At 43.7% G+C, this 15,498-nt stretch carries 14 protein-coding genes, 1 tRNA gene and 1 pseudogene; 2 read left to right on the forward strand and 14 right to left on the reverse strand.

Features of this window, described 5'->3' with window-relative positions; all coding sequences use genetic code 11:
• Window positions 1–3 precede the first annotated feature (3 nt).
• From GYX26_RS07590 to eno, 3 genes are all read right to left on the reverse strand, one after another.
• Window positions 4–384, reverse strand: coding sequence for an STAS/SEC14 domain-containing protein (locus GYX26_RS07590; protein ID WP_100113796.1), 381 nt, complete (start codon window positions 382–384; stop codon window positions 4–6).
• 291 nt (window positions 385–675) lie between these two features.
• Window positions 676–996, reverse strand: a complete 321-nt coding sequence (ftsB, locus tag GYX26_RS07595) for a cell division protein FtsB (protein ID WP_100090982.1) — start codon at window positions 994–996, stop codon at window positions 676–678.
• A gap of 35 nt (window positions 997–1,031) precedes the next feature.
• Window positions 1,032–2,315: a phosphopyruvate hydratase gene (eno, locus tag GYX26_RS07600; RefSeq protein ID WP_174828757.1), complete on the reverse strand. Its 1,284-nt coding sequence runs from the start codon at window positions 2,313–2,315 to the stop codon at window positions 1,032–1,034.
• Window positions 2,316–2,788: 473 nt separating this feature from the next.
• Here eno and GYX26_RS07605 point away from each other — a divergent pair.
• Window positions 2,789–2,881: transfer RNA gene (locus GYX26_RS07605), tRNA-Ser, on the forward strand.
• 318 nt (window positions 2,882–3,199) lie between these two features.
• Entirely contained in the window at window positions 3,200–5,179 is a 1,980-nt protein-coding gene (locus GYX26_RS07610; RefSeq protein ID WP_174828758.1) for a ligand-gated channel protein, read from the forward strand.
• A gap of 257 nt (window positions 5,180–5,436) precedes the next feature.
• On the opposite strand, the gene GYX26_RS07615 is transcribed toward GYX26_RS07610, so the two are convergent.
• The 11 genes and pseudogenes from GYX26_RS07615 to leuD all read right to left on the reverse strand — a co-directional run bounded on the left by GYX26_RS07615 (window position 5,437) and on the right by leuD (window position 15,437).
• On the reverse strand, window positions 5,437–6,219 hold the full coding sequence (locus tag GYX26_RS07615) for a TatD family hydrolase (RefSeq protein ID WP_174828759.1): 783 nt from the start codon (window positions 6,217–6,219) through the stop codon (window positions 5,437–5,439).
• Window positions 6,220–6,344: 125 nt separating this feature from the next.
• Window positions 6,345–6,684, reverse strand: a pseudogene (locus GYX26_RS07620) (ProQ/FINO family protein); the annotation flags it as partial.
• A 104-nt stretch (window positions 6,685–6,788) separates the two neighbouring features.
• Entirely contained in the window at window positions 6,789–7,904 is a 1,116-nt protein-coding gene (gene aroC / locus GYX26_RS07625; protein WP_100113802.1) for a chorismate synthase, read from the reverse strand.
• Window positions 7,905–8,205: 301 nt separating this feature from the next.
• On the reverse strand, window positions 8,206–8,451 hold the full coding sequence (locus GYX26_RS07630; protein WP_174828761.1) for a hypothetical protein: 246 nt from the start codon (window positions 8,449–8,451) through the stop codon (window positions 8,206–8,208).
• Window positions 8,452–8,943: 492 nt separating this feature from the next.
• Window positions 8,944–9,348 carry a GNAT family N-acetyltransferase gene (locus GYX26_RS07635; RefSeq protein ID WP_174828762.1) on the reverse strand — a complete coding sequence of 135 codons (405 nt, stop codon included), beginning with the start codon at window positions 9,346–9,348 and terminating at the stop codon, window positions 8,944–8,946.
• A 6-nt stretch (window positions 9,349–9,354) separates the two neighbouring features.
• Window positions 9,355–9,822: a hypothetical protein gene (locus GYX26_RS07640; protein ID WP_174828763.1), complete on the reverse strand. Its 468-nt coding sequence runs from the start codon at window positions 9,820–9,822 to the stop codon at window positions 9,355–9,357.
• Window positions 9,823–10,035: 213 nt separating this feature from the next.
• A complete protein-coding gene (locus tag GYX26_RS07645; protein ID WP_174828764.1) occupies window positions 10,036–10,572 on the reverse strand; it encodes a membrane integrity-associated transporter subunit PqiC in 537 nt (178 codons plus the stop codon).
• Window positions 10,572–12,209 carry an intermembrane transport protein PqiB gene (gene pqiB / locus GYX26_RS07650; protein WP_174828765.1) on the reverse strand — a complete coding sequence of 546 codons (1,638 nt, stop codon included), beginning with the start codon at window positions 12,207–12,209 and terminating at the stop codon, window positions 10,572–10,574. Before pqiB ends, GYX26_RS07645 begins: the two co-directional genes overlap by 1 nt.
• A complete protein-coding gene (locus GYX26_RS07655; RefSeq protein WP_174828766.1) occupies window positions 12,206–13,519 on the reverse strand; it encodes a paraquat-inducible protein A in 1,314 nt (437 codons plus the stop codon). Before GYX26_RS07655 ends, pqiB begins: the two co-directional genes overlap by 4 nt.
• A gap of 109 nt (window positions 13,520–13,628) precedes the next feature.
• Window positions 13,629–14,699, reverse strand: coding sequence for a 3-isopropylmalate dehydrogenase (gene leuB, locus GYX26_RS07660; protein ID WP_174828767.1), 1,071 nt, complete (start codon window positions 14,697–14,699; stop codon window positions 13,629–13,631).
• A 96-nt stretch (window positions 14,700–14,795) separates the two neighbouring features.
• Complete coding sequence (gene leuD / locus GYX26_RS07665; RefSeq protein WP_174828768.1) at window positions 14,796–15,437, reverse strand: 3-isopropylmalate dehydratase small subunit; 642 nt, start codon at window positions 15,435–15,437, stop codon at window positions 14,796–14,798.
• Between the last annotated feature and the right edge of the window lie 61 nt (window positions 15,438–15,498).

Genomic DNA, 15,498 nt, shown 5'->3' on the forward strand with positions numbered 1-15,498 from the left:
TGATTAGTTATTGCTGCCGATTACGCCTGAATTTTGTACATTTTGCTCCAGCCATTTCTGTGCTGTGTGTTTGTCATTAAAATATTTGGGTCTTTGCAACGTTAATAGATTGGCAAATCGTGCACCAAGCCGAATCCAGATATCGTCTACGATAATGGCGGTACGGCCAAAATCATGCGCATGCTGGCGTAAAAATCTGAGGTGTTCTAAAGCCATGTCAACGGTAAAGTCTTTCATTTGGCTCATATCAAGCAACAGATTGGGAAATTGCACCTGCTCAATGGCTTTTAATAATGCTTCTTCCAGTTGACGAAAGTCTCCGAGTGTAAATTCGTTGTGCAGTACAACACTCAAACCGTAACTCTGTTCATGGATAGAAATCATATATTTACCTTTGATGATAGGTGCACTACCACTGCGTTCGCTTGATTATACTCAGCAATATCATACTAATGGATAACTATATTAGCTATGATTATTTTGATTATATGCTGATATTAAGATAAAAATGCTAATATCTGTGGCATAGATACAACCATGCTATGGAAAGTTGAATATTATTAGTCTGTCTCAATTGTATATCTGGAATAAATAATACTGGAGTTTTTCGATATAAAATAAAACCAACAGCTTTCAGTAATAAAAGCTGTTGGTTTTATGAAGTGTCAGAGTCGATTATCTGTTGGACGCGGATTCCGAATTATCTGTTATTGCTGCCAGAGTGCCGGAGGGTACAAAACGGTAAAATACTTCGCCATTCTGTATATAGCCTAATTTGTCGCGTGCCATTTCGTTTATTGCATCTTTCCCGTTGGCAAGGTCTTTGACTTCAGCAGTGAGGGCACGATTGCGCTGTATCAGGGCTTCATTACTGGCGTTTTGAGCAATGACGCCGCGTTCCAGTTTCAACATGTCATGCCAGCCACCATGCCCCATCCACAAATTGTATTGTAAACCCGCCAGTGCGAATAGCAGTACCCAGGTTACCCACTTCATTTCATTTGCCTATTAGTATATTACCTGTAACCGGATTAGCTGAGCTGATAGAGCGCTTTTTTACCCGGATAGCAGGCAGCAGTACCCAGTTCTTCTTCAATTCGTAGCAATTGGTTGTATTTGGCAATGCGGTCAGAACGTGAGAGTGAACCGGTTTTGATTTGCATACAGTTGGTACCAACAGCCAGATCAGCTATGGTACTGTCTTCTGTTTCGCCAGAGCGATGGCTCATTACGCTGGTATAGCCTGAACGTTTGGCTAAGTCTACGGCTTTAAGTGTTTCAGACAGAGTGCCAATCTGGTTTACTTTAACCAGTAGTGAATTGGCCAGTCCTTGGGCAATGCCTTCATTCAGAATAGCCGGATTGGTTACAAACAGGTCGTCACCTACCAGCTGGACTTTTTTGCCCAGACGTTCGGTTAATAGCTTCCAGCCGTCCCAGTCGTGCTCACTCATACCATCTTCAATAGACACGATTGGATATTTGTTAACCAGTTCGGTTAAATAATCAACAAACTCGGCGCTGGTCAGGTTGAGTCCTTCTGCGGTTAATGCGTAATATCCGTCTTTGTAGAATTCGCTGGATGCGCAGTCTAGTGCCAATACAATGTCTTTGCCGGGAGTATAACCAGCTGCTTCCACCGCAGACAGAATCAGCTTGATTGCTTCTTCATGGCTGGCCAAATCCGGTGCAAAGCCCCCTTCGTCGCCGACACTGGTTGACATGCCTTTGTCATTGCATAATTTTTTCAGGTGATGGAAGACTTCAGCACCGCAACGCAAGGCCTGACGGAAAGATTCAGCGCCTACAGGCATAATCATGAATTCCTGAATGTCTAGGCTGTTATTGGCGTGTGCGCCACCATTAATCACATTCATCATGGGTACTGGCATGGACATCGGGCCGGCACCACCGATATAACGGTATAAGGGTAAGCCGGCGTCTTCAGCTGCCGCACGCGCAACGGCCAGTGATACAGCCAGAGTGGCATTGGCTCCAAGACGGCCTTTGTTATCAGTACCATCCAGATCAATCATAATCTGATCGATGTAACTTTGTTCGCTGGCATCTATACCGATAAGTGCCTGTGCAATTTCATTATTAACATTTTCTACGGCCTGTAATACGCCTTTGCCCAGATACCGTTGTTTATCACCATCACGCAGTTCCAGTGCTTCTTTTTCACCGGTAGAAGCGCCGGAAGGCACAGCAGCTCTGCCCATTACGCCAGATTCAAGTAAAACATCACATTCAACCGTAGGATTACCACGTGAATCAAGTATTTCACGCGCAAAGATGTCAATGATTGCACTCATGCAAGTCTCCAGATTTTTTAGGTTTTTATATTGTTGTGTGGTAAATGGTACAAACAATAAGCCTGCCAGTCAGCAGCTTGGTCAGGTAGTTAAACTTTGTATTATACCGAAGGCTGAGTATGTGAACAGGGTAATTTACACTTGGTTTTGGCTGTAGAGTGGGAAAGAACAGTCATGTGCTGTGCTGATAAATTAAAACGGTAAATAGTGTGGCTGGGTTACATAACTAAGGTTTATTTATTAAGTAGTTGGCCTATAGGTACTAAATCTATCGTGCCATTTGGTTTGGTACCTGAGGTATTTGCCGCTGAAGCTTTAATGAATTCTGTGTCGTGTCTGATACATGTTGCTGGTGTAAAGAAAATATCTTTTACTGTTAGTATATTAGAAATTAATAGTCTGTTTTATGCTTTTGGGTTTTAAATTTTGTTTGACAGTTAAGCGTCGATTAAGTATAGTTCGCTCTTCTCAACGGAGAGTTGGCCGAGTGGTCGAAGGCGCTCCCCTGCTAAGGGAGTATACGGGCAAAACCTGTATCAAGGGTTCGAATCCCTTACTCTCCGCCATATTCAAAAAATCCCTGAATTAATTTCAGGGATTTTTTATTTGTTTGCCGTTTATGGCAGAAATAACGGTATATATATCTATTGGTGAGTTTGATTGGTTAATCGGTTTATCAGTTATTTTATAATTGTTTGAGTAGTGGGCCTTCCTGCCTGTTTCATTTGCAATCCTGTTCTGTGTTTTGTCAATAAATTTAATGCTTTTTCTGTATGTTTATGTTAAATTAATGAATGATTACTATTATCATTTAATTTGATTTTAACTTAATAATTTATTTGATTTTTTTGCTGGAACAATAATTATCAGGAGTCTATCTTCGTATGCGTAAACTGGTTCATCATTCTTTTTCGCTGGCGTTACTTTCTACTTTAATTTCCCCGTTATATGCTGCAGATGCAGAATTGGAAGATGTAGTGGTGACTGCTTCCGGGTTTAAACAGCAGGCCAAAAATGCAGCTGCATCGATTACTGTGATAAATGCCAAGGAACTGGAAACAAAAGAGTATCACGATGTTACTGATGCCTTGCAGGATGTTCCTGGGGTAGTAGTGACTGGTGGTGGCAGTACCAAGGATATCAGTATCCGTGGTATGTCTGGTGCGTATACGATGTTGCTGATTGATGGTAAACGGGTGAATTCGCGTGCTGTTCGTCCTAATTCCGATGGTCCAGGTATTGAGCAGGGCTGGATGCCACCAATTTCTGCTATACAGCGTATTGAGGTGATTCGTGGTCCAGCTTCGGCTTTATATGGTTCAGATGCCATGGGTGGGGTAATTAATATTATTACCAAGAAAACGGCTGCCGACTGGACTGGCTCAATTAAAACGGATGCAACAATACAGCAGCACAGTAATAGTGGTAATACATTGCAAAGCAGTGTTTATGTCTCTGGTCCATTAATTGAAGACCGCTTAGGTATTCGCGCCAGTGGGGGATATTCTCACCGGGATGAAGATAAATTTATCGGTGGATATAAGGAACAGCGGATGCGTGATGGGGATTTTGTGCTGTCATGGACCCCGGACGATAGAAACACGGTTGATTTGGAAGTAAGCCGCAGTCTGCAGAATCGCAATGGTAAGGTAGGCAAAACTATTGACACGGCACCACGCAGAGGGAAAAAGCCGACTGACGATTACACTCTGTATGATCGCAATCAGTACAGTGTTACTCATCGTGGCTATTACAATAATATTGATACGCAGTCATATGTACAGCGTGAGGAAAACGATAATCCTTCACGTGATATGCATGAGAAAAATACGATTTTTAATACCCAGACTCAGTTTCGTTTAAACAAGCATACGCTGAGTGTCGGCGGAAGATGGCAGCGTGAAGAGCTGAATGATTCAGGTAATCAGCTTACCATTAATGGACGACGTTTAAATCATCTGGAACGTGATTCGTGGGCAATTTTTGGGCAGGACGAATGGCGTATTGTGCCAACTTTTGCTCTGACTGCCGCAGCGCGACTGGATCATGATGAGAATTATGGCTCTGAGGTAACGCCCAAACTATATGGTGTGTGGACGCCCACTAAAGAATGGACAGTCAAGGGTGGATATTCACGTGGTTACAAAGCACCTGCTTTACGGGCAGCTTCAGATGGCTGGGGGCAGGTAACCGGTGGTGGTTACTCTAATGGTATCATTGTGGGTAATTCCAATCTGAAGCCGGAAAAATCGGATAATGTTGAAATCAGCTTTAACTGGGATAATAACCGTAATTTATCTGCTGGGGTGACCACTTATTATACGAAGTTTAAAAACAAGATAACGGAAGTTCGTACCTGCCAGGGTAAAGCCGGTTCGAATGCCTGCTCATGGCGTAATGAGTATTTTGATTTTATCAGCCAGCGTGAGAATGTGGACAAGGCGGTATTGCGCGGTGTAGAAGCAACGTTTGGCTGGAAAATCACCCCTAAAATTGATTGGTCTGCCAACTATACCTATACGCATAGTGAGCAGAAGAGTGGCCAGTTTAGTGGCAAACCGCTGAATGAGATGCCGAAGAATATGTTTAATACGACGCTAAACTGGAATGCGAATGAAAAATTCTCCAGCTGGGCGAGATGGAATTTCCGTAGCAGAACTTCAGATTATCTGTCCCGTACTTCAATGGCGATTGGTAAGCCATCATATAGTTTTGTAGATACAGGTTTGGTATTCAAACCGAAGAAAGATGTGATTATCAGTGGTGGTATCTATAACATCTTTGATAAGAGGGTTGATCAGAAGGATTATGGTCGTACTCTGGATGGCCGCCGCTATAATGTCAGCGCACAAGTTAATTTCTAGGCTACTGGATTATTGTACATATCAGGGGGAAATATCCCCCTGTTTTTATTTCTATAATGTAGTGGAGTTGGAATTGGTCAGATTTCAGTTGTTGTGAGGAAAAAGAGGTAAATGGCCTGTGTGGGTTTGAGTGATGTTACTTAATTGCTGCCTGCTAAAAATAACTATATGCATGGGGCAATCAATCAGATTTTTGTATTTAAGCTGGTTGCAGGCTTATTACTAGAATGCCCAGAATAATATTGATTTCTTAATATTCAGCTTTGTGCTGGAATAATTTTGAGTACATTTTCACTGGTGATGTTGGCAATATCCTGCCAGTGTCCATTTCGCAAGCTGGCTATGGTTTCTGCAATCTGGCGTAAGTTCTCCGGTCTATTGTTCTGATGTGGTAGTGGTGACATATATGGGGCATCGGTTTCAATAACCATGTGCTGTAAAGGCAGTTTTTCGGCGATGAGGCGAATTTTTTTTGCTTGTGGGCGCAGTAGCAGGGAGCCGACACCAATCAGAAAGCCATGCTTAATCCATGCCTGAGCTTCTTCCATGCTGCCAGAAAAGGCGTGTGCAATACCGCCATAGGTAAAACGACAGCGTTTGATACTGTGTAAGCAGGCATCGGTGGCATGGACATGATGAATGATGACAGGCCGCTGTGCCGATTTTGCCAGCTGTAACTGGGCTTCAAAACAGTTAATCTGTAGGTTTTTATCAACTAAACTATGTGCACGTGCAAAATCCAGTCCGATTTCACCGATTAGTGCCTGTGGGTGATGATGTAACAGTTGTTCGAGCTGGCTGAGTGCTAACTCGTTATAACTGGCTACAAACCAGGGATGTATACCAATGGCGGCGTATATCTGAGAATATGATTGTGCTAGCTGAAGGGTGATTGACCAGTCATCAGGACAGGTTGCAGGGACAAGGAAGTGGTTAATGCCTTTTTCGCCAGTCTGTTGTAATACTTGTGCCAGATTGTCGACAAGTGGGCTATGATTGAGATGGCAATGACTGTCTGAGAGCATGATATTAAAAAACACGAGCCTGAGGCTCGTGTCGGTAGTTAACAGGTATTAGTTTTGCGGCTGTTCGCCGTCACTGTTGTGACTGTTTTCAGAATCTGCTGCAGGAGCTAGTGCATCATTTGCTGGCACCGGTTTGGTGGTCTGCATGGAAGGATGCTGTTTGGCGATAGTCTGTTCTTCTGGTGACACTTCACCCTTGAAGCGATTATTCAGGTCAAAGCGTTTGCCTCCGCGCGCCAAAGATTTAATATACCGTGGCCGGCGGCAGTGGTTGGCCAGAACACGGGCAATCAGGGTAGGGTCATACTGGGGCAGGGCAGTAACTAAGTCCTGATCAATGCCAATTGCCAAAGGTTTGAAATGTTTAAATACATCGTATTTACGATAGATATGCTCGGCAATCATGTAGGTTTGTTTTTTCTTGCTCATGGTTTGTACAGCAGATTTCAGTGCTGCACCCAAAGCGGTTTCTTGACTCATAAGGTTACTTCCTTGTGGTTTATGGCCATTTCAGCAAATTAAAAATAATCTAATTAACTGATTTTTGGTGATAACTGTGCAGTTATGGCTATAAAAAATAATATCTATGTATTGGTGTCAATTGGAGAATGGTGGGCAATGTCTGGTGTCTCAACGCGAATATCAGCATTCTGGGCACGCTGGCGCAGTGCATGATCCATTAATACCAGTGCGAGCATGGCTTCGGCAATGGGTGCGGCACGCAGGCCGACGCAGGGATCATGGCGACCATGAGTAGCCAGTATAACTGGCTTGCCATGAATGTCGATAGAGTGGCGCGGTGTGGCAATGCTGCTGGTTGGTTTAATGGCCAGATTAATATGTATATCCTGACCGCTACTGATGCCGCCCAGTATACCGCCTGCATTATTGGATATAAAGCCTTCTGGTGTTAATTCATCTCCATGCTCACTGCCTTTTTGGCAGATACTATCAAACCCTGCACCGATTTCAACACCTTTAACTGCATTGATACCCATCATGGCATGAGCTATATCGGCATCAAGGCGATCAAATACAGGTTCACCTAATCCTACCGGAACATGGCGGGCAGTAACATGCAATTTGGCTCCGATGGAGTCGCATGCTTTGCGTATGCTGTCCATGTATTGTTCCAGTTCTTTAATCTGGCTGTGGTTAGCGACAAAAAACGGATTATCATTTATGTAGGCATAGTTTTCAAAACGTATGCTTTTTTCGCCAATCTGGGTGACATGAGCAATAATTTCAGTATTGAAATGCTCACGTAGCCATTTTTTGGCGATTGCACCTGCTGCTACACGCGCTGCTGTTTCACGTGCTGAGCTTCGGCCACCACCGCGATAATCCCGTATACCGTATTTATGCCAGTATGTATAGTCGGCATGCCCCGGGCGAAAGCTTTGGGCAATATCACTATAATCTTTACTACGCTGATCGGTATTTCTGATTAATAGTCCGATTGGTGTCCCTGTGGTTTTGCCTTCAAATATGCCGGAAAGTATCTCAACGCAATCTGCTTCGCGACGTTGGGTAACATGGCGACTGGTTCCAGGCTTACGTCTGTCCAGATCATGTTGAATATCGGCTTCACTAAGAGACAATCCGGGTGGACATCCATCTATGACGCAACCGAGTGCAGCACCGTGGCTTTCGCCAAAGGTGGTAACAGTAAGGATTTGTCCGAAAGTGTTGCCAGCCATAGGTTTTACTCTTACGTTTTGAGTACAGATTTTGCTGTTGAGTTTAGCACGGTTTATACGGTTTAGGCATAATTTGTCTGATTGCTGATTTATTTTTGTAGCAGATGCATTGATATGGCTAAAAATTTACCAGTTTTACCAGCGTTTTTTGCCTGTTACTGATATTTTTATTATTGATGTTATTAGGATTGTCGTCAATTTTTATGCTTTTGTTCTGATTATATGGAAGTTATCATCATCAGCATGAGGTTTGGGCTGGAATATATGCTATTCAGTAGTAGGCTGTATTTACGGAATTATTTCAATTGGGGCGTGGCTTTTTCTGCTGTGTGGATGATTTTGGCGCAGGCTGGCCGGGCTGCTCTGTGCCAGCAATAGCAGGGGGCTCTGACGGCTGGGGTTTGGTTTTAATCGGGAAATAAATTGAAGTGCCCAAGCCAAAGTTGTGATTACCACCACCAATACCCACCGCTACGTTGGAGGGCATACCAATGCTACAGGCGCTAAGCAGGGTTAAGGCAAAGAGAGAAATGGGTATGAATTTCATGGATTTTTCAGGAAAAATTTGACGTCTTTATTATAAAACTTTCTGGCTGTTTGGCGAATAAAATTGTTTTGCCTGCTGGTAATGTTTTGCTGGTAGCAGAAAATGTTAACAGTTTATCGGTTATTTGAATTTCTTATGTAATGTCTTTTTTTTGGTGGGAAATGTTGTCTGTTGTGATTTTTTAACAGAATGATTTTGAAAATAAATTTGTATAATGATTGCTGGGCTGATTAGGGCGGGGCTGTATTATCACAGACTCATGAAATTTGGTGAGCGCTGTCTAATGGGTGGTGTTATTGTGTTGTTTTAATTTTAAAATAATCTATTATCACCAGCGCATGTTACATATATGCACTGTCTATTAGTTTAGCGAAGTTCACTTATTGGGTAGTTTGTCACTAATGATTGTGCTTTTAGGTTTGCTAACCGCATAAACAATTGTTTGGCGCATTCATCAGCAAGCGCAAGCACATATTTAAAAGGAATGGATAATTAATTTTCTTTTAAAATCCAAGCTGAAGGGTGCGCATTAAAACCGATATGACCATAATAATCAACTGCCTGTGGTGCAGCCAGTAGGGTGATTGAACATGCTTTGTCAGTATTGTTTTTCACCTCTTTAATTAATTGTTTACCTATGCCTTGTTGTTGATAATCTTCATCCACCGCGAGATCTGCCAAATAAGTAATATAAACAAAATCCGTTAAGCAACGCGCAATACCAATCAGTTTATTATCATGCCAAGCGGTTATCAGCAAATTGGCATTATCTAACATAGCTTGAAAGCGTATGGTATCCATAAGTGGACGACGCTCGCCTAATGAGCAGTGACGATAAAGTGTAATGGCTTGTTCGAGTGTTGGTTTGACATCAGAACGATAAATAATGCGACTCATATTAATCTAATCCCCCATCATATAATGTAAATTTTCTACTTGAATTAATTTTAGCTTATTATTGATAAGATTATAATATCTTCTTTTGTAACCTTCTTTACTTTCGCTTACATCAGGATCGGCTAATATTCCAGAAATAATAATCAAACTACTATCTAAATAGTACTCTATTGAAAACCCGTGCTCTCCATTTTCATCTTCTATTAAATAAGCATTAGGTAAAGCAATAACTGTGTTAGAAAGTAAATTTCTGATTTCTCCACAAATTGCACCACCACCACACCCATAAACCTTAACTAAATATTCATAAGCAAAGTTTGCATTTTTTATTTTTGCTTTAGTTTCAACAGAGAAATCAGCAAAATTTAAATTAGTAGAGGTTTTATTTTGATTGGCGTTGGTGTAACCAAATGAAAATAATAAAAAAGATAAAATAGCGTACTTAAATATTTTCATTTTATCTCCAATTGCCATTTTTAGGCTTTATCGAGATTTCAACCACTTAATTAGGTAATATCTGTGTTGAATTCAAGCTGTCGCTTTGGTAATCAGATGAGCTTTTAAAGGTCGCGATGTGTTTTCGATTTAATAGGCTATGCGTCTTGCAATTAGTTATGTATTACCCGGCCAGTTAATAGTTTATTTTAACAGGCCGGGTTTTGTGTTTGCTGTGGTGCAGATTAATGCTTAATTATATGGAGCAATGCTTTGGGCTACACTGGTTAATCCCTGTGCCAGAGCTTTAACCATATTACTGTAGCCATTACCTTGCTGAGCAATGCGGACGTTAAAATTTTGTCCTGTTTCATCGGTACCCAGCCAGCTACTATAGCCATTGATGTAGATATAACCATCGTAGCTGCCCTGAAAGGATTGGATATAAACAGTTAGTGTGGCGGCTTTGGGTTTGCTCTCAGGGGTAAACAGATAGTGAGTGCTCTGTTTGTTCAGTTCATTGGCTAATGCCAAACTGATTTCATTGCCCAAATCATCTGCCCATAAATGTTGCTGGGCAAAATGCAGGGTGGTTGGGCTGTCCTGATAGACCAGATTTCCTTGATTGAGACGTTCGGCCAGTACGACTTTAAGCTGAACAGGGGTTCGCTGGCTGGTGGCAGGCAACTGATAATTACTGCCGGGTAACTGGTAATAGGTTACCGAATTGCTGGCACAGGCACTGAGTGCCAGAGTGGCGGCGCAGACAAGTGGTAGCAGGATTTTCATTATCTGGCTCCTTTTGGCTCTGGGTCATGCCCGCGGCGGTTGAAAATCAGGGCATTGGGTTGCTGTTTCAGGGTTTTCAGTGTCGGCTGGGCCTCTTTCAGTGTGCTATCAATGCTTTTCAGGGTCTGCTGAATATCGCTATATAGCGGAGAGGTGCTGGATACGCCTTGCAGGGTGGTACGCAACTCCTTCAGGGTAGCAGCCAGCTCGGCCGGTAGCTGTTGAGTTTTGTTTTGTGCCAGAAGCCGGTCAGCGCTGGCTAAAGTAGTTTTCAGTTGTGCCAGTGTGCTGTCTAGCTGATGCATGGAGTGCTCAATTGGCAGGTTGTTCAGTTTGGTTAATAACGTCGATACTTGATTCTGAATCATATCGAATCCGGTATTGCTAGTGCCGATTACGGTATATCCCTGGTAGTATGCTACTGGTTTGAGTAGCGACTTGCCGGGTTGAGCCTGTGTTAGGCTGACATACTGATTACCTGTAAGCAGATTGTCTTTTTCCAGTGATGCAGACAGTCCTTTATTGAGTGCCTGCTGGATTTGTTGCTGCCAGATTTTGTCATCCTGTTGGCTGGCATTGATTTCCATACGTCCCGGTTCGATGCGCAGGCGTACCGGTACCCAGCCATGCTGGAATAGTTTATGGCTGTCATTCAGGGCGAAGTAGGGTACGTCGGCAACGGAACCGATGTTGATTCCCTGATACTCTACTGGGGCGCCGACGCTCAGGCCTCGCACTGATTGCTGAAAAAATACCACGTAGTATTGTGCACGTTTGGTGGGCAGGTTATCCAGTTCGCGTTCACTGTTATACAGAGTAAATTCGGTATTGTTGGTAACAGGCTTGCCTTTGCCTTCAAACATGGTTTTGAAAACAATGGCTCCGGAGAGCAGGGCAGGCAGGGGAGCGGAATCGATGTGCACACCACCGCCTGATGCAGTAACCTGAATACCGGTCTGCAACCAGAATTTAACTTTGTCGCCAATCAGACTGTCGTACGGACTGTTTATATAAACCTGATAATGGACGCTGTTGTCTTTGGGATCAAAATCGGCTTTTTCAATTCGTCCTGCACTGATGTCGCCGTAAAGTACGGGGCTGCCCGGCGTTAGCAGCTTATCACTGTGACCTTTCAGGCGTAGACGGATGCCACTTTGGGAAATGGCGCTGACTGGCGGTAAATCTCCTACAGTAAAAGTCTCGGCCTTTTCTTTGCTATGGCCGGGGGTAAAGGCAATGTAGGAGCCGGATACCAAGGTATTAAGGCCGGTAATGCCACTTTGGTCTATGCGTGGTTTGACAATCCAGAACTGGGTATCTTTACGCAGCATATCTTTGACATCTGCGCTCATCTGCGCTTTGATCTGCACTCCTTTTTCATCCGGACTGATGCTGATGGAGGTAACTTTACCCACGGTAACATTCAGTACTTTGATTGCCGTTGTGTTAATTTCAATTCCATCTGCATCGTTAATGTACAGGGTAATTTCCGGTCCTGTATGGCGCAGGTGCTGGATAAATAGCCAAGCTCCTGTTAATAACGCCAATACCGGGATAGTCCACACCAGAACATTAAATGGTGGGGTATGCTTTACTGTAGCCGTTGTTTGCGTAGATTCATTTTCTGTTTGGCTCATGATGAATGCCTTTTAGTGCTACTTTTATGATGAGATGGATGTTGTTTTACCTCATCCCAGATTAAGCGGGGGTCGAAACTGAGTGCTGATATCATGGTTAAAATGACTACTGCGCAAAAGTATATGGTGGCAGCTCCCGGTGTCACATGTGCCAGTGGTGTGGAAAATGCTGACATAAGTATGATAACGACGAAAATATCAATCATTGACCAGCGTCCGATTGATTCGGTAATGCGGTACAACATGGTTAATTTACGTGCAGACATTAGTGGCCGGTAAGCAGCCGAGTAAAGTAATACCAGCATGAATATGATTTTCAGCACGGGAATGGCCATGCTGGCACTGAAAATAACTACGGCTATGAGTACATCGCCATCATTCCACATGTATTCAATACCATCAAGAATGGTACTGGCCAGATTGGTACCTGGGGAACGGGTTATCATCATGGGCAGTAAATTGGCTGGAATGTAGAAAATAATGGCTGCCAGTAAAAATGCCATGCTGATACTCAGGCTTAGAGGTTTGCGCCGGCTTAAATAGGAACCACAAACGTCACAGACATTCTGGGTATCCGGTTGTTCAAACAGGCAGTAATGACAATTGATGGTGTCAGCGTTATGGATTTGTAATGTTGGGTCATGGCCAGTAAGGCGCTGAATCTGATAAAAAATCCAGTGTTCGGGCACGCCCTGAGAGGTGCGGATGAGCAGAATGGCCAGTACCATCATAAGCCAGAAAGCCAGCCCGAAGTGTATTTGTGCCATACCGCTGATTTTGATGTAAGACACCAGCGTAGCAATGTAAAATACATCTACCATGATCCAGTGGCGCAGACGTACCAGTGTACGGGTAGCGTATAACATGCCCGGTAGCACTTGCTGATAGCGCAGGCCGGTATAAACGTACAGGCACAAGAGCAGAAACAGTACCGGTGAACCAAAGGTGAGAAAAAACATGATTTCTGCCAGCAGGGAATAGTCCTGCTGTGCCAGTGACGCTACCATATAGGGAATAGTTAACTCTATATGCATGCCAAACAAATCTATGCTCATGTATAACTGGGTGTATACAATGGTCATGATAATCAGTGAGGCTATGGCATAAGCTGTCGGCGTATCAAGCGGATGTGTTTCGACCCGTACAAGATGCTGATGGCAGCGCGGACACAGAGCAGATTCACCCGGAGTCAGGGCAGGAATGAATAATGACAGACCACAGCAGGGGCAGCCAACTTGATGGGCAGGCAGGCTGCCAACAGGCAAGTTGGTTGAGGGCTGTTGCGCTGATTGTACGGAACGATAGCTCAAGATATCAGGTTTCAGTTGGGAAAGCAGCTATATAAAAAAATAACTTAACAGAGTAGCAATTGCTCTGTTAAGTTTAATATACGTAATTTAAGGCCAATGTGCAATTGGCTTATAACGCAGCAAGTACCGCATCACCCATCTGACTACAGGAAACGCGCTGGCAGCCTTCTTCAAAAATATCACTGGTACGCAACCCTTGTGCCAGTACTTTACCCACGGCCTGCTCAATGCTTTGTGCTGCATGCTCATTATTCAGGCTGTAACGCAATAGCATGGCCAGAGAAAGTATGGTTGCTAGTGGATTGGCCAGATTCTGGCCAGCTATATCAGGGGCGGAACCATGTGAAGGTTCATACATGCCTTTTCCTGTTTCGTTGAGAGAAGCAGAAGGTAGCATGCCAATGGAACCAGATAGCATGGATGCCTGATCAGAGAGAATATCGCCAAAGATATTGCCGGTAACAATCACATCAAACTGCTTGGGCGCTTTTACTAGCTGCATGGCTGCATTGTCTACATACATATGGCTGACGCTGACATCTGGATAATCCTTACTCATATCCGTGATGATTTCACGCCACAATTCGGTAGTTTCCAGTACATTGGCTTTATCAACGGAACACAGTTTTTTATTGCGTTTCTGCGCAGCTTCAAAGGCAATTTTACCAATGCGGCGGATTTCACTTTCACTATAACGCATGGTATTGATGCCTTCACGTTCACCATTGGGCAAAGTGTGAATACCGCGGGGTTCGCCAAAGTAGATATCACCGGTTAATTCGCGCACAATCAGTATATTCAGGCCAGAAACAACTTCCGGTTTCAGGGTTGAAGCATTGGCCAGCTCAGGATAGAGAATTGCCGGGCGCAGATTGCCAAACAGATTAAGGTCTTTGCGTATGGCGAGCAAACCACGTTCGGGACGCAATGGGCGTTCCAGCTTGTCATATTGTGGGCCACCAACTGCACCCAGTAATACTGCATCTGCCTGACGACAGATCTTTTGGGTAAATTCGGGGTAGGGATGGCCATATTCATCATAGGCAGCTCCCCCTAACGGTGCATACTGATAATCTGCATTCAGCCCATCTGCAATAAGTTTATCTAAAATGCGTACTGCCTGTGCAATGATTTCCGGCCCTATGCCGTCACCGGGAAGAATGGCAATGTGTTTGCTCATTTTATTCTTTCTGCATGTTAATTAATTGCCAATGGCCTTGCGGTCATCAGTTTGTTTATTCTGAATAAAAGAAAAATAAAAATTTGCCCGATTCAATTAAGGCTGATACAGCCAGGGTTGCTGTTGCTGGTGTTTGGTTTCATATGCCTTGATGGCATCTGCGTGTTGTAAAGTCAGGCCAATTTCATCCAGACCATTGAGCAAACAATGCTTGCGATGCTCGGTAATCTCAAAATGGTAATGATTACCATTGGATGTGCTGACGGTTTGTTCTGGCAGATTGATGCTGAGCTGGTAGCCTTCCTGAGCAACAACTTCCTGGAATAGCTGGTCAACGACTTCCTCTGGCAGAATAATCGGTAATAAACCATTTTTATAACAGTTATTAAAAAAGATATCTGCAAAAGAGGGGGCAATGATAGCTCGGAAGCCATAATCATCCAATGCCCATGGTGCGTGTTCTCGGCTGGAGCCACAACCAAAATTTTTACGTGTGAGCAGAATATGTGCACCCTGATAACGTGGCTGGTTGAGCACAAAATCCGGATTTAAGGGGCGCTTGCTGTTATCCATACCGGGTTCACCGTGATCCAGATAACGCCATTCGTCGAAAGCATTGGGACCAAAGCCACTGCGTTTGATTGATTTTAAAAATTGCTTTGGAATAATGGCATCTGTGTCTACATTGGCGCGATCCAGAGGTGCCACCAGAGCAGTAAGGGTAGTAAAAGATTTCATGCTGGATTTCAGTATTGTGTAGTTAATGATTGAATTTTGAGCAAGCCCTGACGGGCTTGCG

The organism is Snodgrassella sp. ESL0253 (assembly GCF_013344965.1).
Lineage (GTDB): Bacteria > Pseudomonadota > Gammaproteobacteria > Burkholderiales > Neisseriaceae > Snodgrassella > Snodgrassella alvi_B.